Raw genomic sequence first — 25816 nt, forward strand, 5'->3', positions numbered from 1 at the left:
CTAAGGCCGGGTACGGCATGTGGACTGCCTGACAGAAAGAACTGGCCGGTTCTTTCTGTACGGGAGGATAATACAAGGCCGGGTAAGGCGAAACCGCCACCCGGCAACACAGACCGTAGAGATCTATACCAGGCTCTTCAGCCGATAAATCCACTCCAGCGCCTGGCGCGGCGTTAACGAGTCAGGGTCGAGATTTTCCAGCGCTTCCACGGCAGGAGAGGTCTCCTCCGCAGGCGCCAGCAGCGACATCTGCGTACCATCCACCTGCGTGGCGGCCGCGTTCGGCGACAGGCTTTCCAGCTCGCGCAGCTTCTGTCGCGCACGTTTTACTACCTCTTTCGGTACGCCCGCCAGCGCGGCAACGGCCAGACCGTAGCTTTTGCTCGCTGCGCCATCCTGTACCGAGTGCATAAAGGCAATCGTGTCGCCATGCTCCAGGGCGTCAAGATGGACGTTTGCCACGCCTTCCATTTTTTCCGGTAGCTGGGTCAGCTCGAAATAGTGGGTCGCGAAGAGCGTCAGCGATTTAATTTTATTCGCCAGATTTTCCGCGCAGGCCCAGGCCAGCGACAGTCCGTCATAGGTGGAGGTGCCGCGGCCAATTTCGTCCATCAGCACCAGACTATGTTCCGTGGCGTTATGCAAAATGTTGGCCGTCTCGGTCATCTCCACCATAAAGGTAGAGCGGCCGCTCGCCAGATCGTCCGCCGCGCCCACACGGGTAAAGATGCGGTCAATCGGGCCAATCTCCACCTTCTGCGCCGGGACGTAGCTGCCGATCCAGGCAAGCAGGGCGATAAGCGCCGTCTGGCGCATATAGGTACTCTTACCGCCCATATTCGGGCCGGTGATGATCAGCATCCGGCGCTGCGCCGAAAGGTTCAGCGGGTTAGCGATGAACGGCTCATTCAGCACCTGCTCCACTACCGGATGGCGGCCTTCGGTAATGCGGATACCCGGTTTATCCATAAAGACCGGACAGGTGTAGTTGAGCGTATCGGCGCGCTCGGCCAGGTTCGTCAGCACATCCAGCTCCGCCAGTGCGCTGGCGCTCTGCTGCAGGTCGGCCAGGTGCGGCATCAGCTTATCGAACAGCTCCTCGTAAAGCTGTTTCTCCAGCGCCAGCGCTTTCCCTTTCGAGGTGAGCACTTTGTCTTCGTACTCTTTTAATTCAGGGATAATGTAGCGCTCGGCGTTTTTCAGGGTCTGACGGCGGACGTAGTGGATCGGCGCCAGGTGGCTCTGGCCGCGGCTGATTTGAATGTAATAGCCATGCACCGCGTTGTAGCCCACCTTCAGGGTATCCAGCCCCAGACGCTCCCGCTCGCGGATCTCAAGCTGGTCAAGGTAATCGGTGGCGCCATCCGCCAGCGCGCGCCACTCATCCAGCTCCGCGTGATAACCCGGAGCGATAACCCCCCCGTCGCGCACCAGCACCGGCGGCGAGTCAATAATGGCGCTTTCAAGCAGTTCACGCAGATCGGCAAATTCGCCTATCGTTTCACGCAGCGCCTGAACCGGTGCGCAATCGACTTCCGCCAGCTGAGCGCGCAGGTCGGGCAGCTGTTGCAGGGCGTGCCGCATACGGGCCAGGTCGCGCGGACGGGCGGTACGCAGCGCCAGGCGCGCCAGAATACGCTCCAGATCGCCCACCTGACGCAGCACCGGCTGCAGCTCGGTAAAGCGATCCTGCAGGGCGCCAATGGTTTGCTGGCGGCGCAGCAGCACGGCGGTATCGCGTACCGGCATATGCAGCCAGCGCTTGAGCATGCGGCTGCCCATCGGCGTGACGGTATTGTCCAGCACCGAGGCCAGGGTATTCTCCACGCCGCCGGCCAGATTCTGGGTGATCTCCAGATTACGGCGCGTCGCCGCGTCCATAATAATGCTGTCCTGCTGGCGATCCAGGGTAATGGAACGAATATGGGGCAGGGAGGTGCGCTGGGTATCTTTCACATACTGCAGCAGGCAGCCGGCGGCGCAGAGGCCGCGCGGGGCGTTCTCAACGCCAAAACCCGTCAGATCCCGCGTGCCGAACTGCATATTGAGCTGCTGTCGCGCGGTGTCGATTTCAAACTCCCACAGCGGACGACGGCGCAGGCCACGACGCCCTTCGATAAGCGCCATCTCGGAAAAATCTTCCGCATAAAGCAGTTCTGCCGGATTGGTGCGCTGAAGCTCGGCGGCCATGGTTTCCCGATCCGCCGGTTCGCTCAGGCGAAAACGGCCGGAGCTGATATCGAGCGTGGCGTAGCCAAAGCCTTTGCTATCCTGCCAGATGGCCGCCAGCAGGTTGTCCTGGCGCTCCTGCAGCAGCGCTTCGTCGCTGATGGTGCCCGGCGTGACGATACGCACCACTTTGCGTTCGACCGGTCCTTTGGAGGCGGCCGGATCGCCAATTTGCTCACAGATCGCGACCGACTCGCCCTGGTTGACCAGCTTAGCCAGATAGTTTTCCACCGCATGATAAGGGATGCCCGCCATCGGGATCGGCTCGCCCGCGGAGGCCCCGCGTTTGGTCAGAGAGATATCGAGCAGCTGCGACGCCCGTCTGGCATCGTCATAGAACAGCTCATAAAAATCCCCCATGCGATAAAAGAGCAAAATGTCTGGATGCTGCGCCTTGAGCTTCAGGTACTGCTGCATCATGGGGGTGTGAGCGTCGAAATTATCAAGTGTGGTCATGGAGTTATGCTATCCATTTTCTTTGAAAACAGGTCGTTAGAGCGATGGGTTCGTTCTCTATTTTCGCTATTGTCGCATGAAAAAATAGCCCGGCGCAGCAAAATGTCATGCTTTTACGAGACGGGTTCCGGTATCAGTTCAATCACCAGTTTTCCATGCTCCACGTTTACCTGGACCCGTGAGTTTTGGATAAAGCCCGCCTCTTCCAGCCAGTCCCCCTTCAGGCTAAGCGCGGCGTGAACGCTGTAGCGGGTCGGGATTTTGGTCTTGCGATCTTCATGACGCTTTCTGTAGTAGCCCACCTTGAGATGGCGCAGCGGTTTAACAATGGTGATATCAGACATAAAGACTCCGTAATAGCAGGCTGGTCGCGATTTATACTGTATAAAATGCCAGTAATATGGGGCAAGGACAAATTTAAAACTGGAAGCTGGCTTCAGAAAATGAACTGCAAAAAATGAAATCGGGCTGAAATGGGGAGTTTAAAAAGGTATTATTAATGCATCTTAAAAATCGGTAAAAGATCATGGCAGGAAAACGCATCTCCCGGGAAAAAGAGACGATCCGCAAGATGATTGATCTCTATGAAAAACGGTGTCCGCAGGCGCTGGACGAGGAGGGTCACTACCAGAGGCTGAACGCCTATGCGGATAAACGGCTGGATAAGTGCGCGTTTGGCGAGGAGAAACCCGCCTGCAAGCGCTGTCCGATACATTGCTACCAGCCTGCGAAGCGCGAAGAGATGAAGCAGGTGATGCGCTGGGCGGGGCCGCGCATGCTGTGGCGACACCCTGTTCTGACTATCCTGCATATGATCGATGGTCGTCGTCCGGTACCGGAACTGCCGGAAAAATATCGACCGAAAAAATAGAAGCCTGCCGCAAATACACCCGGCAGGCTCGGCCTGACGTTACATCTCCGCCAGGTGCTCTTTATCGATTCCCAGCCGCTTCATGCGCGACAGCAGCGTGGTGCGTTTAAGCCCCAGCCGCTGGGCGGCGCCTTTTGGTCCGGCCACCACGCCGTTGGTCTCTTTCAGCACCCGGACGATAAGCTGATACTCATCTTCCCCTTCCTGCGCAACCACGCTGGCGGCGGGCGCTTCCGGCACGACGATCTCCGGTAGCGACAGCTGCAGGACGTTGCCGCGCGTCAGCAGCACCGCCCGTTCAACCACGTTCTCCAGCTCGCGCACGTTGCCCGGCCACTCCATGGTGCTCAGCGCGCGCAGCGTCTCGGCGGGGATACTGTCGATCTGGCGCCCCATCCGGCGGGCGATTTTAGCGGTGAACGCTTTGACCAGCAGGGGAATATCCTCCGGGCGTTCGCGCAGCGGCGGCAGGCAGATGGGAAAGACGTTCAGGCGATAGTAGAGATCGCTGCGAAACTCGCGGTCGGCCACCATCTTTTTCAGATCGCGGTTGGTGGCGGCAATCAGCCTGACGTCGGTCTGGATAAGCTTGTTGCTGCCGAGACGCTCGAACTCCTGTTCCTGCAGTACGCGCAATAGCTTAGGCTGTAGCTCAAGCGGCATATCGCCCACTTCATCAAGGAACAGCGAGCTTTTATCCGCCAGCTCAAAACGGCCGATACGCTGGCTGCTGGCGCCGGTAAATGCGCCGCGCTCATGACCAAACAGGTCGCTTTCCAGCAGGCCAGCGGGCATGGCGGCGCAGTTCATCTTCACCATCCGGCGGCTGTTGCGGTTGCTGAGGTTGTGAATGGCGCGGGCAATCAGCTCTTTACCGGTGCCGGTTTCTCCGAGGATCAGCACCGTACTGTCGCTCCGGGCCACCATCTCAACCTGTTTTAAGACGCTATACATGGCGTCGCTGCGACCAATGATTTCGCCGAACTCGCTGTCCACGTTGTTGAGCTGCTCCGTCAGGGCGAGGTTTTCGTCCACCAGCCGCTCCTTCAGGCGCTGGATCTCCTGGTAGGCCAGGGCGTTATCCAGCGCGATCGCGATGCGTTCCGCAATCTGGCGCAGCAGCTTCAGGTTGGTGGTGGTAAAGATCTTCTCATCACACTGGGCCAGCTTCAGAACGCCCAGCATGGTATTGCCGGACATCAGCGGCAGCAGGCAGAGCGTCTGGATCTGGTTGCCCCAGGTTTTAAAGAGCATTCGTTCATAGGGGGCCAGCTCGTCCCGCTCGTGCAGGTTAAGCAGCAGCATCTCTTTGCTTTTAAAGACACGCTCGGAGAGGGTGCCAGCTTCATCCACCTCGCTCTGCTCGTGGGCGGGGTGGGCATCATCCAGATAGTGGGTGGAGTGGATAGTGAGCTTGCCCTTGCGCGAGCCGCGCAGCACCAGGCTTATCGCATCGATATTGAAGTAGTGGTGGATCTCCTTCGCCACTTCGCTCACCAGCTCGTCCATATCCAGCCGGGAGAGGACCGCGTTAGTGATGGCGACCAGAATGCGAAAGTTATCCCGCTCGCGGCTCAGCAGATCGTAATCGACATTGCTGGAGACGCGGCTGTGGATCTGCTCTGCCACCACGCTGACGATCTGGTTAAAGGTGTGCAGCCGCTCAAACTCCTCGTCGCTCCAGGGCCGATCTGCGTTGCGGATAAACTCGCAGCCGCCGAAAATTCGTCCTTCCGCGGCGAGCGGCAGCAGGCAGTAGTGGGCAAACGGCGGGTAGAGCGTGCTTTCAGCAAGCAACGGCCAGGCCCGGCGGAACTGCTCGTGGTTGCACTGCAGCGCATCGGGGCGGGACAAAATGCGGCGCAGCGGCCCGTGGGCCAGCACCGTTTCATCCTCATATTCAATCGGCTTCTCGTTGTTTCGGGTCGCGAAGTAGCTGGCGCGGTGGCTCGCTCCGTGCCAGAGCACGATAGCGGCACTATCCGCAAGCGCCGACTGCCTGACCAATTGGGTCAGGGCGGCGCTCAGCGCCCCCATGTCGGGCTGCTGTAAAAGAGTGCGCGTAATATCAAACAGACCCTGCTGTCCGAGATCGCTCATCGGTGTATACGACATATCGCTTCCAAAAAACTGGCAAAAAAAGATCTTAGCTGACCGATTATGATGCGGTTCTAGCAAATTCGGGGTAACGGCTCGGCGTGCGGTAAATCGAGCGTGCGTTTAACGCCATATAGCCCGCTCAGGCGTACCCCTGAACGTTCAACAACTTCGCCAATAATGGCGGCATCGCGCCCCAACGGATGGGATCGTAACTGCGCCAGGGCGGCCTCGGCATCCTGGCGCGCCACCCCGATCACCAGCTTGCCCTCATTAGCGAAGTTCAGCGGGTCGAGGCCCAGCAGCTCGCAAAGGCCGCGAACCGCAGGCTTAACGGGCAGGCTGCTCTCGGTCAGTTCGATACCGCAACCGCAGGCGGCAGCAAATTCATGGGCCACCGCGTTCACGCCGCCGCGGGTCGCGTCGCGCAGGGCCTTGACGCCACGGATATTGCGCAGCGTCTGGATGAGCGGAGTAAGGATGGCGCAGTCGCTTGTCAGCTCGCCGTCCAGCCCCAGCCCTTCCCGCAGGTTAAGGATCGTGGCGCCGTGGCAGCCGATCGTCCCGCTCACCAGCAGCACATCCCCCGGCGTCAGGCTTTGCGCGCGCCAGTGGACGTCGCGGGGGATAGAGCCCATGCCGGCGGTATTGATAAATATTTTGTCTGCCGCGCCGCGCTGCACCACCTTGGTGTCGCCGGTGACGATAGCGATACCTGCCTCGCGCGCGGTCTGTGCCATGCTGTTGACGAGGGTGGTCAGCGTCTGGAGCGGCAGTCCCTCTTCCAGGATAAAGCCGCAGGAGAGATAGCGGGGCACCGCGCCGCTCACCGCCACGTCGTTTGCCGTCCCGCAGACCGCCAGCTTGCCGATATCCCCGCCCGGAAAGAAGAGCGGGTCGATGACGTAGCTGTCCGTGGAGAAGGCCAGCCGGTCGCCGCCCAGGGCGAGCGACTCAAGGCTGATACGCGCCTGATCCTCCTGCTCCGCCAGCCAGGGGTTATCAAAGGCGCTGATAAACAACCGGTTAATAAGCTGCTGCATCGCCAGCCCGCCGCTGCCGTGCGCCATTTCAACGCTGTTCATGCTTCTTGTTCCTGTTTACGATATTGATACCACGCGGCGCAGGCCCCCTCGGAGGAGACCATCAGCGCGCCAAAAGCGGTCTGCGGGTTACAGGTTTTGCCAAATAACGGGCAGTGATGAGGTTTGCATTTACCGGTTAACACCTCACCGCAGCGGGCGCGCGGATCGTCGCAGGTGCGCTGAGGCCGGGGACGGAAATGCGCTTCGGCGTCAAAGGCCGCATACGCCGGCGTCAGGTGTACGCCAGACTCGGCGATTAGGCCCAGGCCGCGCCATTCGCTCTCGCCCTGAACGCAAAACACCTCGGCCATCGCCTCCCGGGCGAGCGGGTTGCCCGCATCCGGTACCACGCGGCGATACTGGTTCTCCACCACGCTGCGGCCCGCTATTTTCTGCTCAACCAGCATGCTTACGCCTTGCAGTAGATCAAGCGGTTCGAATCCAGCCACCACTAATGGCCGGGAAAAGTCTTTTGCGATGAATCCGTAGGCTTCGGTGCCAATGACCATGCTGACATGCCCGGGCGCCAGAAAAGCGTCAATGCCGTTATCCGCCTCCTCCAGCAGGCTGCGCAGGGTGGGGATCAGCGTGATGTGCTGGCAGAAAAAGAAAAAATTACGCAGGTTAAGCGCCTTCGCCTGCTTCAGCGTGATGGCGGTTGCGGGCATGGTGGTTTCAAAGCCGAGGCCAAAAAAGACCACCTCCCGGTCGGGGTTCGCCTGCGCCAGCCGAAGCGCGTCCACCGGGGAATAGACGATGCGCACGTCCGCCCCGCGTGCGCGGGCCTGTAGCAACGAGCCATTTTTGCCCGGTACGCGCATCGCGTCGCCAAAGGTGCAGAAGATCACCCCTGGCCGGCTGGCAATCTCAATGCAGCTGTCGATGCGCCCCATCGGCAGGACGCAGACCGGGCAGCCGGGGCCGTGGATAAACTCCACGTTGGGCGGCAGCAGCTGATCGAGGCCGAACTTAAAGATGGCGTGGGTATGGCCGCCACAGACCTCCATAATGCGCAGCGGCCGGGTGGCGGTATAGCTGAGCTTCTGCGCGCGCGCCTTCAGATGGGCGATAAGCTGCATCACCTGCTCCGGCGCCCGATATTCATCCACGTAACGCATCTACCGCTCCTCGCCATAGAGCAGGGCGCCGACATCCGGCTCCACTTCAAACATATTTTGCAGCGCCTCCAGGGTGTCGCGCGCCTCCTCCTCGTTGATGATGCTCATGGCAAAACCGACGTGGACCAGCACCCACTTTCCCAGCATGGAGGCGTCGCTGCCCACTAACGTCAGATCGACATCGCGCAGGACGCCGCACACCTCGACCTTCGCCAGCGTGCCGTCAATGGCCTGGATTTGACCGGGTACGCCTATGCACATCGTTCACTCTCCAGCCATGCCAGCCACTCCGCCATACCGTCGCCACGCGTGGCGGAGACCAGCATGATTTGAATCTCCGGGTTGACCTCCCGGGCGTAAGCCAGACACTTCTCCACGTCAAAATTGAGGTAGGGCAGCAGATCCACTTTATTGAGCAGCATCAGCGAGGCGGCGGCAAACATATGCGGGTATTTCAGCGGCTTGTCCTCCCCTTCGGTCACCGAGAGAACCGCCACCTTGTGACGCTCGCCCAGGTCGAAGCTGGCGGGGCAGACCAGGTTGCCGACGTTTTCAATAAAGAGAATGCCGTTATCCGCCAGCGGCAGGCGCGGCGCGGCTTCGGCAATCATCATGGCGTCCAGGTGGCATCCTTTACCGGTGTTGACCTGTATGGCGGGCGTGCCGGTTTCGCGGATGCGCGCCGCGTCGTTCACCGTCTGCTGATCCCCTTCGATCACTGCGCAGGAGACGCTACCCGCCAGCCTTTTCAGCGTTTCGGTCAACAGGGTGGTTTTGCCGGAGCCGGGGCTGGAAACCAGATTCAGCACCAGCTGCTGACGGGCGGCAAAGCGGGCGCGGTTTTGCGCGGCGAGCTGGTTGTTTTTATCCAGCACGTTAATCTCCACCTCCAGCATGGTGCGCTGGCTCATACCCGGCGCATGGGTGCCCGCCGCGCCATGGCCGTAATGCAGGTCGCCTTCTGCCGTACGCGTCGGGGAGAAGGCGAGCCCGGTTAACGCCGCCGCCTTGCGCGGGGCGGGCGCAAAGGGCGCCGAGCGAAACGCGGAATGGGGGCGGCGTTCGTCCCCTTCGATATAGAGGTTGCCTTCGGCGCAACCGCAGGTACTACACATGACTCACTCCTTCCAGTTCGAGGCGCTGAATTTGTAAACCGTCGTCCGCGACGATGCGAAGGCCGGTGCTGTGGCACTGTGGACAGCTGCGCACTTTTGATGAGAGCAGCGTGACGTACTGCTGGCACGCCTCGCACCAGCACTCCGCCTGTTGTTCTTCTATATGCAGCGCGCAGCCTTCCGCCAGCGTGTCGCGACACACCAGTTCAAAACAGAAGGTCAGAGCGCTGGTTTCGACGCAGGAAAAAGCGCCGACCTTAAGCCAGACGCCGGTCACGCGCGTGGCGTTGTGCTGCCGCGCCTGCTGTTCGATAAGCTCCAGCGCGCGCTGACAGAGGGTAATTTCGTGCATGACGCCTCCTTAATGTTCGGCCCCCCTTATGCAATAACAGTGCCATTTTCATTGAAAGCGGCGGGTGTCGATGACGACGCTGACGAAATGACACGTCGAACCGTGGACATTCGGCCCTCTGTTTTTAATAAAAGCTTTTATTATCAATGAAATAAAAACTGGCACGGAAACTGCTTAAGAGGGGCATCTTCATTAACCGGATAGTAACGATGACGATTTGGGAAATTAGCGAAAAAGCTGACTATATTGCGCAGCGCCATCATCAGCTTCAGGAGCAGTGGCACCTCTATTGCAACTCGCTGGTACAAGGCATCACCCTTTCTAAGGCGCGTCTGCACCACGCCATGAGCTGCGCCGCCGAGGAAGATCTCTGCTTTGTGCTGTTTGGTCACTTCAGGATCTTTGTCACTCTGGCCGACGGCTTTAACAGCCACACCATTGAGTATTACGTCGAAACGAAAGAGGGGGCCAGACAGCTTATCTCGCAGGCGCGTTTAATGGCTGACGGCATGATTGACGGGCATATCAGCAACCGCGATCGCCAGCAGGTGCTGGAGCACTATCTGGAAAAAATTTCGCCGGTCTATAACGGCCTCTATTCAGCGATTGCGCAGGATTTGCCGATCAATCTGAATCAACTGGTAAGCGAGCCGCGTCTCGCCTGATTTGGCGTGACGAAAATGTCGAAACGTCACATTTTCGTCAAAAATGACTATCTACCAAGGATACCTGGTGAACCGTTTTGTAATTGCTGATTCGACGGTCTGCATTGGCTGTCGCACCTGTGAGGCCGCGTGCTCGGAGACACACCGCCAGCACGGGCTACAGTCGATGCCGCGCCTGCGCGTCATGCGTAATGAAAAAGAGTCTGCCCCGCAGCTCTGCCACCACTGTGAAGATGCGCCCTGCGCGGCGGTCTGCCCTGTCAATGCGATTACCCGCGTTGACGGCGCGGTACAGCTCAACGAAAGCCTCTGCGTCAGCTGCAAGCTCTGCGCTATCGCCTGTCCGTTCGGCGCGATTGAATTTTCTGGCAGCCGTCCGCTGCATGTTCCGGCCAATGCCAATACGCCAAAAGCGCCACCGGCGCCGCCCGCACCGGCACGCGTCAGCTCGCTGCTGGACTGGGTGCCCGGCGTGCGCGGCGTCGCGGTGAAGTGCGATCTCTGCCACTTTGACGAACAGGGTCCCGCCTGCGTGCGCACCTGCCCGACGAAGGCGCTGATTCTGGTCGATATCCGCGATATCGCCCGCACCAGCAGACGCAAGCGCGAGCTGACTATTAATACCGATTATGGCGATCTGACGCTGTTTCAGGCACAGCAGGAGGAGATGAAATGAACGCTGTCGCTTTGATTAACGACGCGGTGGCCTGCTTTGCCGCCACCGCCGTGCTGGCGCTGATTTTCGCCTTTCAGAAAACGCTCAGCGGCTGGATCGCCGGCCTTGGCGGGGCGGCGGCCAGCGTGCTGACGCTGCTGGCGGGCGCAACGGTGCTGCTCAGCGGCCAGGGGCAGGAGGCGGTGATGCCGTGGATTGGTCATCACCTCTTCCTGACGCCGTTTAACGCCATCTGGCTTATTACCTTCGGCCTCTGCGGGCTGTTTATTAGCCTCTTCAATATCGACTGGCATCGCCATGCCCGGACAAAGCCCAACGGCCTGCTGGTTAATCTCCTGCTCGCCGCCGCTGTCTGCGCGGTGACCGCCAGCAACATGGGCACGCTGGTGGTGATGGCGGAGATCATGGCGCTCAGCGGCGTCTTTCTCACCGGCTGCAGCCAGTCCGGCAAGCTCTGGTTTGCGCTGGGACGTCTTGGCACGCTGCTGCTGGCGCTCGCCTGCTGGCTGACGTGGCAGCGCTTCGGCACGCTGGATCTCTATCGCCTCGGCGGGCAGCCGCTGGGTAGTGATATCTGGCTGCTGGGCGTGGTGGGCTTTGGCCTGCTGGCGGGGATCATCCCGCTGCACGGCTGGGTGCCGCAGGCGCATGCCAGCGCCTCTGCGCCCGCCGCGGCGCTCTTCTCCACCGTGGTGATGAAGGTCGGGCTGTTCGGCATCATGATCCTGACCCTTGCCACCGGCGAGCCGCCGCTCTGGTGGGGCGTGATCCTGCTGCTGGCCGGGATGGTCACCGCCTTTGTCGGGGGGCTCTATGCGCTGATGGAGCATAACATTCAGCGCCTGCTGGCTTACCACACGCTGGAGAACATCGGCATTATCCTGCTGGGGCTGGGGGCCGGGGTTTGCGGCCTGGCGCTGCATAATTCGGCGCTGATTGCCGCCGGGTTTATCGGCGGGCTCTATCATCTGCTGAACCACAGCCTCTTCAAAAGCACCCTCTTTCTCGGCGCGGGCAGCGTCTGGTTCCGTACCGGCCACCGCGATATCGAAAAACTGGGCGGTATCGGCAAAAAGATGCCGCTTATCTCCCTTGCCATGCTGGTGGGGCTGATGGCGATGGCGGCCCTGCCGCCGCTGAACGGCTTTGCCGGCGAGTGGGTCATCTATCAGTCCTTCTTCGCCTTTGGGCAGAGCGGCGCCTTCGTCGGGCGTCTGCTGGGGCCGCTGCTGGCGGTCGGGCTGGCGGTAACCGGCGCGCTGGCGGTGATGTGTATGGCGAAAGTCTACGGCGTTACCTTCCTGGGCGCGCCGCGTACCCGGGAGGCGGAGCAGGCCAGCCCTGCGCCTGTGCTGATGACCGCGAGCGTCGTGCTGCTGGCGCTCTGCTGCATCGCGGGCGGGGTGGCTGCCCCCTGGCTGCTGCCGCTGCTGGCGCGGGTCGTTCCGCTGCCGCTGGTGACGGCGCACACCACCGTCTCTCAGCCGACAATCGCCATTCTGCTGATTGCCGCGCTGCTGCTGCCGTTCCTGCTGACCATCTTCTTCAAAGGCGATCGCCTGATGTCGCGTTCGCGCGGCGCGGCGTGGGCCTGCGGGTATGAACATGAGCAGTCGATGGTGGTCACCGCCCACGGCTTTGCCATGCCGGTAAAAGAGAACTTCGCCTTTGTGCTCCGGCTGCGCCAGTGGCTCAACCCGGTGGGCCGGGTGCCCGGCTGGCAGAACGTCGCCGCCCCGGTGCTGTTCCGTCGTCTGGCGCTGATCGAGCTGGCGGTGCTGGTGGTCATTGTGATTTCACGAGGAGCCTGAGATGAATCTGTTACTGGCTATTGTTCAGGCGCTGGTGCTGTTTGCCGTTGCGCCGCTGCTGTCGGGCATCACGCGCGTGGCGCGCGCCCGCATGCATAACCGTCGCGGGCCTGGCGTACTGCAGGAGTACCGCGATCTGATAAAGCTGCTGGGCCGTCAGAGCGTGGCGCCGGACGCCGCAGGCTGGGTCTTTCGCCTGACGCCGTTTGTGATGGTGAGCGTCATGCTGACCATCGCCACCGCGCTGCCGGTGGTGACGGTGGCCTCGCCGCTGCCGGCGCTCGGCGATCTCATCACCCTTATCTACCTCTTCGCCGTCGCACGCTTTTTCTTTGCGATTGCCGGGCTGGATACCGGGAGTCCCTTTACCGGTATCGGCGCCAGCCGCGAGGCGATGCTGGGCGTACTGGTCGAGCCGATTCTGCTGCTGGGACTGTGGGTCGCGGCGCAGGTGGCCGGTTCGACCCATATCAGTTTTATCACCGACACCGTTTATCACTGGCCGGTTGCCCGCTCCATTCCGCTGCTGCTGGCGCTCTGCGCCTGCGCGTTCGCCACCTTTATCGAGATGGGCAAGCTGCCCTTCGATCTGGCGGAAGCTGAGCAGGAATTACAGGAGGGGCCGCTCACCGAGTACAGCGGCTGCGGTTTTGCGGTGCTGAAGTGGGGTATCAGCCTTAAACAACTGGTGGTGCTGCAGATGTTTGTCGGCGTTTTCTTCCCCTGGGGGCAGATGACCCACTTCTCCGTCGGCGGGCTGCTGCTGGCCGTGGTCGTGGCTATCGTCAAGCTGGTGGCGGGCGTGCTGATAATCGCCCTGTTTGAAAACAGCATGGCGCGTCTGCGTTTCGCCGCCACTTCGCGTATTACCTGGGCCGGTTTTGGCTTTGCATTTTTAGCGTTCGTCTCCTTGCTGGTGGCGTGATTTAAGAGAGTTTTTATGTCTGAAGAAAAAACGGGTCAACACTATCTCGCCGCACTGCACCAGGCCTTTCCGGGCGTGGTGCTGGACGAAGGCTGGCAGACCAAAGACCAGATCACCATTACGGTAAAAGTAAACTATCTGCCGGAAGTGGTGGAGTTCCTCTATTACAAACAGGGCGGCTGGCTGTCGGTACTGTTTGGTAACGACGAGCGCCAGCTCTGCGGCAATTACGCGGTCTACTACGTGATGTCGATGGAGAAGGGGGTGAAGTGCTGGATCACCGTGCGTGTGGAGGTCGATCCGAATAAACCGGAATACCCCTCCGTGACGCCGCGCGTGCCTGCCGCCGTCTGGGGCGAGCGCGAGGTGCGCGATATGTACGGCCTGGTACCGGTCGGCCTGCCGGACGAGCGTCGTCTGGTGCTGCCGGACGACTGGCCGGATGAACTCTATCCGCTGCGTAAAGACAGCATGGACTACCGTCAGCGCCCGGCGCCGACCACCGACAGCGAAACCTACGAGTTCATTAACGAACTCGGCAGCAAGAAGAACAACGTAGTGCCGATCGGCCCGCTGCACGTCACCTCTGACGAGCCGGGCCACTTCCGCCTCTTCGTTGACGGTGAAAACATTATCGACGCCGATTACCGCCTCTTCTACGTGCACCGCGGCATGGAGAAGCTGGCGGAGACCCGCATGGGCTACAACGAAGTCACCTTCCTCTCCGATCGCGTCTGCGGCATCTGCGGCTTTGCCCACAGCACCGCCTACACCACTTCGGTGGAGAACGGCATGGGGATAGTAGTGCCTGAGCGCGCGCAGATGATCCGCGCCATTCTGCTGGAGGTGGAGCGTCTGCACTCGCACCTGCTCAACCTGGGGCTGGCCTGCCACTTTGTCGGCTTTGACTCCGGGTTTATGCAGTTCTTCCGCGTGCGTGAGGCTTCCATGAAGATGGCTGAAATCCTCACCGGGGCGCGTAAAACCTATGGCCTGAACCTGATCGGCGGGATCCGCCGCGACCTGCTGAAAGATGACATGATCCAGACCCGCCAGCTGGCCCAGCAGATGCGCCGCGACGTTCAGGAGCTGGTGGATATGCTGCTCAGCACGCCGAACATCGAGCAGCGCACCGTCGGGATCGGCCGTCTCGATCCGGAGATTGCCCGCGACTTCAGCAACGTCGGCCCGATGGTGCGCGCCAGCGGCCACGCCCGCGACACCCGCGCCGATCACCCGTTCGTTGGTTATGGCCTGCTGCCGATGGAGGTACACAGCGAGCAGGGCTGCGACGTTATCTCTCGCCTGAAGGTACGCATCAACGAGGTATTCACCGCGCTCAATATGATCGACTTCGGTCTGGACAACCTGCCGGGCGGTCCGCTGATGGTGGAAGGCTTTACCTACATTCCTGGCCGTTTTGCCCTCGGCTTTGCCGAAGCGCCGCGCGGGGATGATATCCACTGGAGCATGACCGGCGACAACCAGAAGCTCTACCGCTGGCGTTGCCGTGCGGCGACCTACGCCAACTGGCCAACCCTGCGCTACATGCTACGCGGTAACACCGTCTCTGACGCGCCGCTGATCATCGGCAGCCTCGACCCCTGCTACTCCTGCACCGACCGCATGACGGTGGTGGACGTGCGTAAGAAAAAGAGCCAGGTGGTGCCGTACAAAGAGCTGGAGCGCTACAGCATAGAGCGCAAGAACTCGCCGCTGAAGTAATTGAGATCGTTTCACCCTGACCCTCTCCCCAAAGGGGATGTTCACCCTCTCCCCTTTGGGGAGAGGGCCGGGGTGAGGGGACGAATGGAGCAAGCATGTTTACCTTTATTAAAAAAGTGATCAAAACCGGCACCCAGACCAGCAGCTATCCGCTGGAGCCGATGCCGGTAGATAAGAATTTCCGCGGCAAGCCGGAGCACAACCCGCAGCAGTGCATCGGCTGCGCGGCCTGCGTCAACGCCTGCCCGTCGAACGCCCTGACGGTGGAGACCGATCTGGCGACCGGCGCGCTCGCCTGGCAGTTCAATCTCGGACGCTGCATCTTCTGCGGTCGCTGCGAAGAGGTCTGCCCGACGGCGGCGATAAAGCTTTCTCAGGAGTACGAGCTGGCGGTCTGGAAAAAAGAGGATTTCCTGCAACAGTCCCGCTTTGCGCTGTGCAACTGCCGCGTCTGCAACCGGCCTTTCGCGGTGCAAAAAGAGATTGATTACGCTATTGCCCTGCTGAAACACAACGGCGACCGGCGCGCGGAGCTGCACCGGGAGAGCTTTGAAACCTGCCCGGACTGTAAGCGCCAGAAGTGTCTGTTGCCCTCTGAGCGCATCGATTTAACCCGTCATATGAGAGAGGCGAGCTGATGACCCAACTACTCGGCCCACGCGATGAAAATGGCATTCCGGTGCCGCTGACGGTGGAGGAGTCCATCGCCAGAATGAAAGAGTCGCTGCTTAAAAAAATCAAACGCTCGGCCTACGTCTACCGCGTGGACTGCGGCGGCTGTAACGGCTGCGAAATCGAAATCTTCGCGACCCTCTCTCCGCTCTTTGACGCCGAACGTTTCGGCATCAAGGTGGTACCGTCGCCGCGCCATGCGGATATTCTGCTGTTTACCGGAGCGGTCACCCGCGCCATGCGCTCCCCGGCGCTGCGCGCGTGGCAGTCGGCGCCCGACCCGAAAATCTGCATCTCCTACGGCGCCTGCGGCAACAGCGGCGGTATCTTCCACGATCTCTACTGCGTCTGGGGCGGCACCGACAAGATTGTGCCGGTCGATGTCTATATTCCCGGCTGCCCGCCGACGCCTGCCGCCACGCTCTACGGCTTTGCCATGGCGCTCGGCCTGCTGGAGCAGAAGATCCACGCCCGCGCGCCGGGCGAGCTGGATAACCAGCCAGCGGAGATCCTCCATCCCGATATGGTGCAGCCGCTGCGCGTGAAGGTGGATCGCGCGGCGCGCAGGCTGGCGGGCTACCGCTATGGCCGCCAGATCGCCGACGACTATATGCAGCATCTGAACCAGGGCGCGGCGCATGTGCAGCAGTGGCTGGAGAGCGAAAGCGATCCGCGCCTGACGGAGATCGTCACGCAGCTTAACCACGTTGTAGAAGAGGCACGTTTTCGATGAGTGAGCAGGTGGTGTTCAGTCAACTGAGCCGTAAATTTATTGATGAGAACGATGCCACGCCCGCTGAGGCGCAGCAGGTTGTCTATTACAGCCTGGCGATTGGCCACCACCTCGGGGTCATCGACTGCCTCGAAGCGGCGCTGACCTGCCCGTGGGAGGCGTATCTGGCGTGGATTGCCACGCTGGAAGAGGGCAGTGCGGCACGGCGAAAAATGGAGGGCGTACCGAAGTATGGCGAGATCGTTATCGATGCTAACCATGTATCGCTGCTCGCCAATGCGTTCGACGCGGCGCTTTGCAGGCAAACCCCCGAGCAGCAGGCGTGGAGCAAAACGTTGCTCAGCATGCTGCACGATATCCACCAGGAGAGTGCCATCTACCTGATGGTGAGGAGATTACGTGACTGACGTTTTACTGTGTGTCGGCAATAGCATGATGGGTGATGACGGCGCCGGCCCGCTGCTGGCGGAGATGTGCGCCGCCAGCCCGCAGGGTGACTGGGTTGTTATCGACGGCGGCAGCGCACCGGAAAACGACGTGGTCGCCATCCGCGAGCTGCGTCCGGAGAGGTTGTTAATTGTTGATGCGACCGATATGGGGCTAAACCCCGGTGAGATCCGCCTGATAGACCCGGACGATATCGCCGAGATGTTTATGATGACCACCCACAATATGCCGCTCAACTACCTTGTCGATCAGATCAAGGACGACGTGGGGGAGGTGCTCTTTTTAGGCATTCAGCCGGATATTGTGGGCTTTTATTATCCGATGACTCCGCCGGTGAAAGCGGCGGTGGAGGAGATCTGGTCCCGGCTGGCTGGATGGGTTGGGGATGGCGGTTTTCAGCCCCTCACCCCGGCCCTCTCCCCGGAGGGGAGAGGGTGAAGACCTCACCGGACAGTCCCTTATCCACCTGAAAAGAGGGTGGAAACTGCACTGAACATTCCCCTCTCACCTCCGGGGAGAGGGTTAGGGTGAGGGGAACGTTCTGTGGGCCGGGTAAGGCGAAGCCGCCACCCGGCAAAACAGGCTACCCGAGATCCGCCCCGTTACTCGCAATCACCTTCTTGTACCACCAGAACGATTTCTTGCGCTTTCTCTCCAGCGTACCGTTGCCCGCGTCGTCGCGATCCACATAGACAAACCCGTAGCGTTTGCTCATCTCCCCGGTCGAGGCGGAGACCAGATCGATACAGCCCCAGGTGGTGTAGCCCATCAGCGGCACGCCGTCCTCGATGGCATCACCCATGGCGCGGATATGTTCGCGCAGATAGCTGATGCGGTAGTCGTCGTTAATCTCGCCGTTAGCGTCAGGCTCATCCTTCGCGCCCAGGCCGTTTTCCACCAGAAAGAGCGGCTTCTGGTAACGGTCATACATCATATTCATGGTGATGCGCAGGCCCAGCGGGTCGATGCCCCAGCCCCATTCGCTCACCTGGATGTGCGGATTACGCAGCGATTTAACGATGTTCGCCGCGCTGGTATTACCCGCGTTCATATCCGCCGAGGCGCAGCGCGAGGCGTAATAGCTAAAAGAGACAAAATCGACGGTGTTTTTCAGCAGCTCGTCGTCACCGGGATCTTTAATAATCACTACCCCTTTTTCACGGAACAGGCGGGCAGAGTATGCCGGATAACTGCCGCGCGCCTGCACGTCGATAAAGAAGAGGTTTTCGCGGTCTTTCTCCAGCGCCATCCAGACATCTTCCGGCTTGCAGGACCAGGGGTAAAAATTACCCCCCGCCAGCATACAGCCCACCTGATTTGCCGGGTTCACCTCGTGGGCGATTCTGGTCGCCAGCGCGCTCGCCACCAGTTCGTGATGGGCGGCCTGGTATTTCACCTGATCTTCGTTCTCACCCTCTTCAAACACCAGCCCCGCCCCGGAGAAAGGGCTGTGCAGCATGATGTTAATCTCGTTAAAGGTGAGCCAGTACTTCACCAGCCCGTTGAACTCTTCAAAGCAGGTGCGGGCGTAGCGGGCAAAGAAATCGACCATCTTGCGGTTGCGCCATGAGCCATATTCCCTTACCAGATGCATCGGCACGTCAAAGTGGCAGAGCGTCACCAGCGGCTCGATATTGTACTTTTTGCACTCCTCAAACAGCGCGCGATAGAAAGCGATCCCTTCCGGGTTCGGCAGCGGCTCGTCGCCGTTGGGATAGAGGCGGCTCCAGGCGATAGAGGTGCGAAACACCGTAAAGCCCATCTCCGCCATCAGCGCGATATCCTCTTTATAGCGATGATAAAAATCGATCGCCTCATGGCTGGGGTAGAACTCGTCGTCGCGCAGCGCAAAGCGCTTCTCCTTGCCGAGCTTAACCGCCAGACGGTTCGCCCCATGGGGGATCATATCCACCGTGGTTAACCCTTTTCCGCCTTCGCGATAAGCGCCTTCACTCTGGTTGGCGGCAAGCGCGCCGCCCCATAAAAATCCTTGTGGAAAAACTGCCATTATTACCTCGTCTGGTTATGTCCGCGCCGCGCTGTAGGGGGCATTTTGCAGGGCGCGCGCTTTTTCCGCTTCGTCCTCAACCGGAATATCTTCAAAGCCTAAAATCAGCGTCAGCACAAAAGAGAGCACCACCGCCAGCCCCATCACGCCGAATACCCAGACGATGGAGATGGGGTTGGCGGGATCAAAGAACTGTACGCTGGTAAACAGACCCGGTGCCGCCATCGAGTGGCTGGCAAGCCCCGCGATCCCGGCCACCGCGCCGCAGATAAAGCCGCTGATCAGGCTGGCGACGAGCGGACGCTTCAGGCGCACCGCCACCCCGTACAGCGCCGGTTCGGAGATGCCCGCCAAAATGGCGGAGGCGGCCGCCGCCAGCGCGGTCTGGCGCAGCTCCGGGTTTTTGGTTTTCCACGCCACCGCCAGCGACGAGCCGCCCAGCGACAGGTTCGCGCCAATCTCGGAGGGCATTACCATCCCCTCTTTGCCGGTTTCGGCGATGGTCTGGATGATAGTCGGCGTAAAGACGCGGTGCATCCCGGTCATTACCAGCAGCGGCCACAGCGCCCCCATAATGGCCACCGACAGCCAGCCGAGATAGCCGTGAATGGTATAGACCAGCGTGGAGATGGCGCTACCGATCCAGATCCCCAGCGGGCCAATCAGCAGGATGGCGAGCGGGGCGGCAATCAGCACGATCAGCATCGGTTTAAGGAAGTTTTTGGTCACCGCTGGGGTAATGCGATCCACCCAGCGCTCGATATAGGAGAGGCACCAGGTCATTACCAGTGCCGGGATCACCGTGTAGGTATATTTCACTGCCGTCACCGGGATCATGGCGAACGTCACCTGCTCCCCCTGCGCCGCTTTCGCCATCAGCTCGATAAAGCCCGGATGGACCAGCACCCCGGCGATGGCAATCGCCAGCGACATGTTGGTTTTGAATTTTACGGCGGCGGAGGCGGCCACCATCAGCGGCAGGAAGAAGAACGCGCCGTCGCCGATCACCGTCAGAATAGTCAGCGTGGGCGCGCCTTTCTCCAGCACGCCGGTCATCTCCAGGATCATCGCCAGCAGTTTAACCATCGATCCGCCGATGATCGCCGGGATCAGCGGCGACATGGTGCCGATCAGCGCGTCAAGGATCCCGCTGCCGATGCGTTTAAACGTCAGCTTTTGCGGCCCTTGGGGGGCAGCGGGCTGCAGCCCGGCAGGAAGCAGGCTCACCACTTCGCGGTAAGCCTGGGAAACGGTGTTGCCGATAATCACCTGGCACTGGTTTTCGCTGCGCACCACGCCGAGTACGCCATTAAGGCGCTTGAGCGTGGCGCTATCGATCAGGCTGTCATCCTGCACCACGAAGCGCAGGCGCGTCATGCAGTGGGTAACGGCGACAATATTCTCTTTACCGCCGAGCGCGCTTATGACCTCTTTTGCCAGCGCTGCGTAGTTTTTGGCCATCGGATCTGTTCCTGTTTTTGTTGTAGGGGACGGATAGGAAACCGGTTTCACAAAAGCATGATGAGTTTCCTTGCGCTAAACAAGAGTGCTTTTTGTACATTTTTTCGATTCGTGATGCAGATCACCAGGCGTGAGGAAAAGCGTGAACGGGACGCTGCGACATTTCTGCGAGGGTGCAGTACACTGCGCCAGAGCGGTTCTGGAGGAATAAAAAAATGACCACGATGCTGGAAGTGGCGAAGCGGGCAGGGGTTTCGAAGGCGACGGTTTCCCGGGTGCTTTCGGGCAATGGCTACGTGAGCCAGGAGACCAAAGATCGCGTATTTCAGGCCATCGCGGAGAGCGGCTACCGCCCCAATCTGCTGGCGCGCAATCTGGCGACAAAACGTACCCAGACCCTCGGGCTGGTGGTGACTAACACCCTCTATCACGGCGTCTATTTTAGCGAGCTGCTGTTTAACGCCGCGCGCATGACCGAAGAGAAGGGGCGTCAGCTGATTCTCGCGGACGGCAAACACAGCGCAGAAGAGGAGCGGGAAGCGATCCAGTATCTGCTGGATATGCGCTGCGACGCGATCATCATCTATCCCCGTTTTTTAAGCGTGGAGGAGATGGATGAGATTATCGACCGGCACGAGCAGCCGATCGTGGTGCTTAACCGCCGCCTGCGCCGCAACGCCAGCCACAGCGTCTGGTCCGATCATAAGGCGTCAAGCCAGGCGGCCGTCAGCCGTTTGATTGAGATGGGCCACCGGGAGATCGCCTTTATCACCGGTTCGCTCGATTCGCCCACCGGCGGCGAGCGGCTTTCCGGCTATCGGGCCGCCCTCGCGCAACATAATATTCCCCTGCGCGATGAGTTCGTGGTGGAAGGGCGCTGGACGCCCGCCAGCGGCGCGGCGGCAGTCTCGACGTTACTGACGCGGCAGGTCACCTTCAGCGCGCTGGTCGCCAGTAATGACGATATGGCGATAGGGGCGATCAAACAACTTCACGAGAGCAACATCGCCGCGCCGCAGGCGGTGTCGGTGATCGGCTTTGACGATGTCGCCATCGCCCCGTTTATTGTTCCCTCGCTCTCCAGCGTGCGCATTCCGGTGACGGAGATGATCCAGGAGACCATCAGCCGCCTCATTTTTATGCTCGACGGCGGCGATTTTACCTTCCGGCAAAGCTTCCCCGGTGAGCTTATTCTGCGCGGCTCGGTCGTCCCTGGCCCTTACGCCTGACGTCGACACCTGTCATCGTCACTTCTGACGATGACAGAGGCGATAGCCTTATAAAATCAATATAAAACAGTAAGATGTAAAACTGGCACGGTTTGTGAATGCTTCGGCGCACCTGATTATGCTGGAGAAGCAGATGAACCGTTTTATTATGGCGGATGCCAGTAAATGTATTGGCTGCCGTACCTGCGAAGTCGCTTGTGTGGTATCGCACCAGGCGCAGCAGGATTGCGCCTCTCTTACCCCCGATACCTTCCTGCCGCGCATTCACGTGATCAAAGGGGTGGATATCTCCACCGCCGCGATCTGTCGCCAGTGTGAAGATGCCCCCTGCGCCCGCGTCTGCCCGAACGGCGCCATCAGCCGTGACAAAGGCTTTGTTCACGTTATGCAGGAGCGCTGCATTGGCTGTAAAACCTGCGTGGTCGCCTGTCCGTATGGCGCCATGGAGGTGGTGGTAAGGCCAGTGGTGCGCAACAGCGGCGCGGGTCTGAGCGTGCGCGCCGATAAAGCCGAAGCGAACAAATGCGATCTCTGTCATCACCGCGCCGCAGGTCCGGCCTGCATCGAGGCGTGCCCCACCCACGCGCTGGTCTGCATCGATCGCGACAGGCTGGAGCAGATGAGCGCTGAAAAGCGCCGCCGCGCCGCGTTCGACACCTCCGCCTCCCTGCTCTCCTGAGGCGATAATGGGTAACGGTGGCGTACAAATCCGGGTACGGGGCAAAGTGCAGGGGGTCGGTTTTCGCCCCTTCGTCTGGCAGCTGGCTCACCAGCTCCAGCTGCGCGGCGACGTCTGTAACGACGGCGCGGGGGTGCTGGTGCGCCTGACGGGGGAGGCGCAGGCGTTCACCGACGCGCTGTTGCGCCACTGCCCGCCGCTGGCGAGAATCGACGAGGTACAGACGCACCCTTTTGAATGGGCGCAGCCACCGGCTGACTTCACCATTCGCCAAAGCGCGGGCGGAACGATGGCGACGCAGATTGTGCCGGATGCCGCCACCTGTCCCGCCTGCCTGGCGGAGATGCGCGATCCGCAGGAGCGCCGTTACCGTTACCCCTTTATCAACTGCACCCACTGCGGCCCGCGTTTTACCATTATTCGCGCCATGCCCTACGATCGTCCGGCCACCTCGATGGCCGGTTTTCCCCTCTGCGCCCCCTGCGAGGCGGAGTACCGCAACCCGGCGGATCGCCGCTTCCACGCCCAGCCGGTGGCCTGTCCGGCTTGCGGGCCGCAGCTTTCATGGTATACGCCGGAAAATCATGCCACCCGGGAGCAGGCGCTGGCGGCGGCGGTAAGCGTGCTGAAAGAGGGCGGTATCGTCGCGGTAAAAGGGCTGGGCGGCTTTCATCTGGCCTGCGACGCGCAAAACCCGCAGACGGTGGCGCGCCTGCGCGCCCGCAAGCAGCGCCCCGCGAAACCGCTGGCGGTAATGCTCCCGGACGATAGCGGCCTGCCGCAGGCGGCCCGCGAGCGGCTAAGCTCGGCGGCGGCCCGCAGGCGGCCCGCGAGCGGCTAAGCTCGGCGGCGGCGCCCATCGTGCTGGTGGCCAAACGCCACCTGCCGCCGCTGGCGGAAGGGATCGCGCCGGGACTTAATGCGGCGGGCGTTATGCTGCCTGCCAGCCCGCTTCAGCATCTCCTGAGCCAGGACTGCGGGCGTCCGCTGGTGATGACCTCCGGCAACCTCAGCGGCAGGCCTCCCGCGCTTGATAACAACCAGGCGCGGGAGGATCTACGGGAGATTGCCGACGGTTTTTTGCTGCACGACCGCGACATCCTTCAGCGGATGGACGACTCGGTGGTGGACGAAGAGGGGGCGATGCTGCGCCGGGCACGCGGCTATGTACCGGACTCGCTTCCGCTTCCGGCGGGCTTCCACGACGTGGAGCCAATGCTCTGCCTGGGGGCGGAGATGAAAAATACCTTCTGTCTGGTGCGTGGCGACGGAGCGGTGGTGAGCCAGCACTTCGGCGATCTCAGCGACGACGGCGTGGAGCGGCAGTGGCGCGAGGCGCTGGCGATGATGCAGCAGATCTACAACTTCCGGGCGCAGCGGGTGGTGTGCGACGCCCATCCGGGCTACCGGTCGGCGCAGTGGGCCGACGCGCTGGGGCTGCCCAAAGAGACGGTCCTGCACCATCATGCCCACGCTGCCGCCTGCATGGCTGAAAACGGCTGGCCGCTGGAGGGCGGTGACCTTATCGCCCTTACGCTGGACGGTATCGGCATGGGCGAAGCAGGGGCGCTGTGGGGCGGCGAGTGCCTGCGGGTGAACTATCGCGAATGCGAGCACCTGGGCGGGCTGCCCGCGGTGGCGCTTCCCGGCGGCGATCTGGCGGCGGTGCAGCCGTGGCGCAACCTGCTGGCCCACTGCCTGGCCTTTGTTCCCGACTGGCTCTCCCGCCCGGAAACGCATCAGGTGCAACAGCAAAACTGGCCGCTGCTGGCGGCGGCCATCGGTCGCGGGATTAACGCGCCGCGCGCCTCCTCCTGCGGACGGCTTTTCGATGCGGTGGCCTGCGCGCTGGGCATTGCGCCGCAGGTGCAGAGCTACGAAGGGGAGGCCGCCTGCCTGCTGGAGGCGCTGGCCGCGCGCTGCGCAGGGGTGGAACACCCCGTCACGCTGCCTCTGGTTGAAGGCGTGCCGGACATGGCGGCCTTCTGGCGCGGCTGGCTCGACTGGCAGGCAGCGCCGCAGGAGCGGGCGTGGGCTTTTCATGACGCCCTGGCGAAGGGGCTGGCGGCGCTGATGCGCCATCACGCCCGCCGGCTCAACCTTTCGACCCTCTGCTTTAGCGGCGGGGTGCTGCATAACCGCCTGCTGCGCGCGCGCCTGCGGGCTGCGCTCTCCGATTTTACGCTTCTTTTTCCCTCTCGCCTGCCTGCAGGCGACGGAGCGATCTCTTTCGGGCAGGCGGTGGTCGCCGCCGCCCGTTTATCTTCACAAAGGATTTAATATGTTACGACTTTTACGCAATCAACCTCGTGCGGCGCTGCTGATAGTGGCGCTGGTCGCCGCTAATCTGCTGGCCTGGGGCTGGGCATGGCGGGCATTCAGCGGCAGTACGGCGCTGATGGCGGCCAGCCTGCTGGCCTGGTGCTATGGCCTGCGTCACGCGGTGGATGCGGACCATATCGCCGCCATTGATACCGTGACGCGTAAGATGATGCAGCAGGGCAAACGTCCGGCTGGGGTGGGGGCGTGGTTCTCCCTCGGCCACTCCACCATTGTGGTGCTGGCCTCCATCGCCATTGCCGCCACCGCCACCGCGTTTCAGAAAAATATGGCCTGGTTCCATGAGACTGGCGGGCTGATTGGCACCGCCGTCTCCGCCACCTTCCTGCTGGCGATGGCGCTGGTCAATATGGTGATCCTGCGCGGCGTCTGGCGCAGCTTCCGTGCGCTTAAGCAGGGGCGCGCCACCCGCCTGGATGTCGAGCTGCCCTCTGCCGGGGGGCTGATGAGCAAACTCTTTGGCGCCACCTTCCGTCTGGTGAATAAGAGCTGGCAGATGTACCTGGTCGGATTTTTGTTTGGCCTTGGCTTTGATACCGCCACTGAGATTGGCGTACTTGGCATCTCCGCCGCCAGCGCCTCCAGCGGGATGTCGGTCTGGTCGATTATGGTCTTTCCGGCGCTGTTCGCCAGCGGCATGGCGCTGGTGGATACGCTCGATAATCTGCTGATGGTCGGCGCTTACGGCTGGGCCTTTAATAAGCCGCAGCGCAAGCTCTATTACAACATGACGATCACCGGCACCTCCGTGGTGGTGGCGCTCTTTATCGGCGGTCTGGAAGCGCTGGGCCTGCTGATGGATAAGTTCGACCTGCACGGCGGCCTCTGGGACGCGGTGGCGGCGGTGAACGATAATCTCGGCGATGCGGGGTTTGTGGTGGTGGGGCTGTTTGCCGCTTGCTGGCTTATCTCCATGGTCAACTACCGCTGGCGGGGCTACGACGCGCTGGTGGTGCGATCCTGAACCACTCAGCCCTGTTTTTGCCCGGCGGCGCTACGCTTGCGCGGGCCTACAAGGTTTGCCGTTATGGTGTTTAGTAAGCCGGGTAAGCGGAGCGCCGCCCGACATTACGAGGGTTAAGTACTGTAGGCCGGGTAAGCGAAGCGTCACCCGGCATTACG

Annotated in this window: 23 protein-coding genes and 1 pseudogene; 14 read left to right on the plus strand and 10 right to left on the minus strand. The window is 61.1% G+C overall.

The window, feature by feature from the left end:
- Positions 1 to 123: 123 nt before the first annotated feature.
- Both mutS and BN3796_RS05580 read right to left on the minus strand, forming a co-directional pair.
- On the minus strand, positions 124 to 2685 hold the full coding sequence (mutS, locus tag BN3796_RS05575; RefSeq protein WP_061707385.1) for a DNA mismatch repair protein MutS: 2562 nt from the start codon (positions 2683 to 2685) through the stop codon (positions 124 to 126).
- A gap of 113 nt (positions 2686 to 2798) precedes the next feature.
- Positions 2799 to 3029: a SymE family type I addiction module toxin gene (locus BN3796_RS05580; protein WP_061707386.1), complete on the minus strand. Its 231-nt coding sequence runs from the start codon at positions 3027 to 3029 to the stop codon at positions 2799 to 2801.
- Positions 3030 to 3211: 182 nt separating this feature from the next.
- On the opposite strand from BN3796_RS05580, the gene BN3796_RS05585 reads away from it, so the two are divergent.
- Complete coding sequence (locus BN3796_RS05585; protein ID WP_061707387.1) at positions 3212 to 3556, plus strand: nitrous oxide-stimulated promoter family protein; 345 nt, start codon at positions 3212 to 3214, stop codon at positions 3554 to 3556.
- A 39-nt stretch (positions 3557 to 3595) separates the two neighbouring features.
- On the opposite strand, the gene flhA is transcribed toward BN3796_RS05585, so the two are convergent.
- The 6 genes from flhA to hypA are packed head-to-tail and all read right to left on the minus strand — an operon-like array spanning position 3596 to position 9323.
- Complete coding sequence (gene flhA, locus BN3796_RS05590) at positions 3596 to 5671, minus strand: formate hydrogenlyase transcriptional activator FlhA (RefSeq protein WP_061707388.1); 2076 nt, start codon at positions 5669 to 5671, stop codon at positions 3596 to 3598.
- 56 nt (positions 5672 to 5727) lie between these two features.
- A complete protein-coding gene (gene hypE, locus BN3796_RS05595; RefSeq protein WP_061707389.1) occupies positions 5728 to 6738 on the minus strand; it encodes a hydrogenase expression/formation protein HypE in 1011 nt (336 codons plus the stop codon).
- A complete protein-coding gene (gene hypD / locus BN3796_RS05600) occupies positions 6735 to 7856 on the minus strand; it encodes a hydrogenase formation protein HypD (protein WP_061707390.1) in 1122 nt (373 codons plus the stop codon). The genes hypE and hypD overlap by 4 nt, the downstream gene beginning before the upstream one ends.
- Positions 7857 to 8117, minus strand: a complete 261-nt coding sequence (locus BN3796_RS05605) for a HypC/HybG/HupF family hydrogenase formation chaperone (RefSeq protein ID WP_061707391.1) — start codon at positions 8115 to 8117, stop codon at positions 7857 to 7859. It lies immediately after the preceding gene.
- Positions 8108 to 8971 carry a hydrogenase nickel incorporation protein HypB gene (gene hypB / locus BN3796_RS05610; RefSeq protein ID WP_061707392.1) on the minus strand — a complete coding sequence of 288 codons (864 nt, stop codon included), beginning with the start codon at positions 8969 to 8971 and terminating at the stop codon, positions 8108 to 8110. Before hypB ends, BN3796_RS05605 begins: the two co-directional genes overlap by 10 nt.
- The gene (gene hypA / locus BN3796_RS05615) at positions 8964 to 9323 is read right to left on the minus strand and encodes a hydrogenase maturation nickel metallochaperone HypA (RefSeq protein WP_061707393.1); all 360 of its coding nucleotides are present in this window, start codon (positions 9321 to 9323) and stop codon (positions 8964 to 8966) included. The genes hypB and hypA overlap by 8 nt, the downstream gene beginning before the upstream one ends.
- Positions 9324 to 9532: 209 nt before the next feature.
- Between hypA and hycA the strand changes: the two genes are divergently transcribed.
- The 9 genes from hycA (at position 9533) to hycI (ending at position 17415) form a co-directional block, all read left to right on the plus strand.
- The gene (hycA, locus tag BN3796_RS05620) at positions 9533 to 9988 is read left to right on the plus strand and encodes a formate hydrogenlyase regulator HycA (RefSeq protein WP_061707394.1); all 456 of its coding nucleotides are present in this window, start codon (positions 9533 to 9535) and stop codon (positions 9986 to 9988) included.
- Positions 9989 to 10055: 67 nt separating this feature from the next.
- Positions 10056 to 10664, plus strand: coding sequence for a 4Fe-4S dicluster domain-containing protein (locus BN3796_RS05625; protein WP_061707395.1), 609 nt, complete (start codon positions 10056 to 10058; stop codon positions 10662 to 10664).
- Positions 10661 to 12475: a formate hydrogenlyase subunit 3 gene (gene hycC, locus BN3796_RS05630; protein ID WP_061707396.1), complete on the plus strand. Its 1815-nt coding sequence runs from the start codon at positions 10661 to 10663 to the stop codon at positions 12473 to 12475. Before BN3796_RS05625 ends, hycC begins: the two co-directional genes overlap by 4 nt.
- A gap of 1 nt (position 12476) precedes the next feature.
- Positions 12477 to 13400, plus strand: a complete 924-nt coding sequence (locus BN3796_RS05635) for a respiratory chain complex I subunit 1 family protein (protein WP_061707397.1) — start codon at positions 12477 to 12479, stop codon at positions 13398 to 13400.
- Between the two features lie 15 nt (positions 13401 to 13415).
- Complete coding sequence (gene hycE / locus BN3796_RS05640; protein ID WP_061707398.1) at positions 13416 to 15125, plus strand: formate hydrogenlyase subunit HycE; 1710 nt, start codon at positions 13416 to 13418, stop codon at positions 15123 to 15125.
- Between the two features lie 95 nt (positions 15126 to 15220).
- Complete coding sequence (locus tag BN3796_RS05645) at positions 15221 to 15763, plus strand: formate hydrogenlyase complex iron-sulfur subunit (protein ID WP_061707399.1); 543 nt, start codon at positions 15221 to 15223, stop codon at positions 15761 to 15763.
- A complete protein-coding gene (locus BN3796_RS05650) occupies positions 15763 to 16530 on the plus strand; it encodes an NADH-quinone oxidoreductase subunit B family protein (protein ID WP_061707400.1) in 768 nt (255 codons plus the stop codon). Before BN3796_RS05645 ends, BN3796_RS05650 begins: the two co-directional genes overlap by 1 nt.
- A complete protein-coding gene (locus tag BN3796_RS05655; protein ID WP_061707401.1) occupies positions 16527 to 16937 on the plus strand; it encodes a formate hydrogenlyase maturation HycH family protein in 411 nt (136 codons plus the stop codon). Before BN3796_RS05650 ends, BN3796_RS05655 begins: the two co-directional genes overlap by 4 nt.
- Positions 16930 to 17415: a hydrogenase maturation peptidase HycI gene (hycI, locus tag BN3796_RS05660; RefSeq protein WP_061707402.1), complete on the plus strand. Its 486-nt coding sequence runs from the start codon at positions 16930 to 16932 to the stop codon at positions 17413 to 17415. Before BN3796_RS05655 ends, hycI begins: the two co-directional genes overlap by 8 nt.
- A 145-nt stretch (positions 17416 to 17560) precedes the next feature.
- Here hycI and BN3796_RS05665 read toward each other — a convergent pair whose 3' ends face one another.
- On the minus strand, positions 17561 to 18985 hold the full coding sequence (locus tag BN3796_RS05665) for a 6-phospho-beta-glucosidase (protein WP_061707403.1): 1425 nt from the start codon (positions 18983 to 18985) through the stop codon (positions 17561 to 17563).
- A 15-nt stretch (positions 18986 to 19000) separates the two neighbouring features.
- Positions 19001 to 20446 (minus strand): PTS cellobiose/arbutin/salicin transporter subunit IIBC, encoded by a 1446-nt coding sequence (gene ascF, locus BN3796_RS05670; protein WP_061707404.1) that lies wholly within the window; start codon positions 20444 to 20446, stop codon positions 19001 to 19003.
- Positions 20447 to 20619: 173 nt separating this feature from the next.
- Between ascF and BN3796_RS05675 the strand changes: the two genes are divergently transcribed.
- From BN3796_RS05675 to BN3796_RS05690, 4 genes and pseudogenes are all read left to right on the plus strand, one after another.
- Positions 20620 to 21675 carry a LacI family DNA-binding transcriptional regulator gene (locus BN3796_RS05675; protein ID WP_262360312.1) on the plus strand — a complete coding sequence of 352 codons (1056 nt, stop codon included), beginning with the start codon at positions 20620 to 20622 and terminating at the stop codon, positions 21673 to 21675.
- Positions 21676 to 21808: 133 nt separating this feature from the next.
- Positions 21809 to 22354 (plus strand): electron transport protein HydN, encoded by a 546-nt coding sequence (gene hydN, locus BN3796_RS05680; RefSeq protein ID WP_061707557.1) that lies wholly within the window; start codon positions 21809 to 21811, stop codon positions 22352 to 22354.
- A gap of 7 nt (positions 22355 to 22361) precedes the next feature.
- Positions 22362 to 24634: pseudogene (hypF, locus tag BN3796_RS05685) on the plus strand (carbamoyltransferase HypF).
- Between the two features lies 1 nt (position 24635).
- A complete protein-coding gene (locus tag BN3796_RS05690; protein ID WP_061707406.1) occupies positions 24636 to 25658 on the plus strand; it encodes a HoxN/HupN/NixA family nickel/cobalt transporter in 1023 nt (340 codons plus the stop codon).
- Positions 25659 to 25816: the final 158 nt, after the last annotated feature.

The sequence above is a fragment of the Pseudenterobacter timonensis genome (assembly GCF_900021175.1).
Lineage (GTDB): Bacteria > Pseudomonadota > Gammaproteobacteria > Enterobacterales > Enterobacteriaceae > Enterobacter > Enterobacter timonensis.

What these genes read in the sequence shown, in the direction of transcription:
- mutS (WP_061707385.1), bottom strand. Translation starts at nt 2,685, where the DNA reads ATGACCACACTTGATAATTTCGACGCTCACACCCCCATGATGCAGCAG.
- BN3796_RS05580 (WP_061707386.1), bottom strand. Translation starts at nt 3,029, where the DNA reads ATGTCTGATATCACCATTGTTAAACCGCTGCGCCATCTCAAGGTGGGC.
- BN3796_RS05585 (WP_061707387.1), top strand. Translation starts at nt 3,212, where the DNA reads ATGGCAGGAAAACGCATCTCCCGGGAAAAAGAGACGATCCGCAAGATG.
- flhA (WP_061707388.1), bottom strand. Translation starts at nt 5,671, where the DNA reads ATGTCGTATACACCGATGAGCGATCTCGGACAGCAGGGTCTGTTTGAT.
- hypE (WP_061707389.1), bottom strand. Translation starts at nt 6,738, where the DNA reads ATGAACAGCGTTGAAATGGCGCACGGCAGCGGCGGGCTGGCGATGCAG.
- hypD (WP_061707390.1), bottom strand. Translation starts at nt 7,856, where the DNA reads ATGCGTTACGTGGATGAATATCGGGCGCCGGAGCAGGTGATGCAGCTT.
- BN3796_RS05605 (WP_061707391.1), bottom strand. Translation starts at nt 8,117, where the DNA reads ATGTGCATAGGCGTACCCGGTCAAATCCAGGCCATTGACGGCACGCTG.
- hypB (WP_061707392.1), bottom strand. Translation starts at nt 8,971, where the DNA reads ATGTGTAGTACCTGCGGTTGCGCCGAAGGCAACCTCTATATCGAAGGG.
- hypA (WP_061707393.1), bottom strand. Translation starts at nt 9,323, where the DNA reads ATGCACGAAATTACCCTCTGTCAGCGCGCGCTGGAGCTTATCGAACAG.
- hycA (WP_061707394.1), top strand. Translation starts at nt 9,533, where the DNA reads ATGACGATTTGGGAAATTAGCGAAAAAGCTGACTATATTGCGCAGCGC.
- hycC (WP_061707396.1), top strand. Translation starts at nt 10,661, where the DNA reads ATGAACGCTGTCGCTTTGATTAACGACGCGGTGGCCTGCTTTGCCGCC.
- BN3796_RS05635 (WP_061707397.1), top strand. Translation starts at nt 12,477, where the DNA reads ATGAATCTGTTACTGGCTATTGTTCAGGCGCTGGTGCTGTTTGCCGTT.
- hycE (WP_061707398.1), top strand. Translation starts at nt 13,416, where the DNA reads ATGTCTGAAGAAAAAACGGGTCAACACTATCTCGCCGCACTGCACCAG.
- BN3796_RS05645 (WP_061707399.1), top strand. Translation starts at nt 15,221, where the DNA reads ATGTTTACCTTTATTAAAAAAGTGATCAAAACCGGCACCCAGACCAGC.
- BN3796_RS05650 (WP_061707400.1), top strand. Translation starts at nt 15,763, where the DNA reads ATGACCCAACTACTCGGCCCACGCGATGAAAATGGCATTCCGGTGCCG.
- BN3796_RS05655 (WP_061707401.1), top strand. Translation starts at nt 16,527, where the DNA reads ATGAGTGAGCAGGTGGTGTTCAGTCAACTGAGCCGTAAATTTATTGAT.
- BN3796_RS05665 (WP_061707403.1), bottom strand. Translation starts at nt 18,985, where the DNA reads ATGGCAGTTTTTCCACAAGGATTTTTATGGGGCGGCGCGCTTGCCGCC.
- ascF (WP_061707404.1), bottom strand. Translation starts at nt 20,446, where the DNA reads ATGGCCAAAAACTACGCAGCGCTGGCAAAAGAGGTCATAAGCGCGCTC.
- hydN (WP_061707557.1), top strand. Translation starts at nt 21,809, where the DNA reads ATGAACCGTTTTATTATGGCGGATGCCAGTAAATGTATTGGCTGCCGT.
- BN3796_RS05690 (WP_061707406.1), top strand. Translation starts at nt 24,636, where the DNA reads ATGTTACGACTTTTACGCAATCAACCTCGTGCGGCGCTGCTGATAGTG.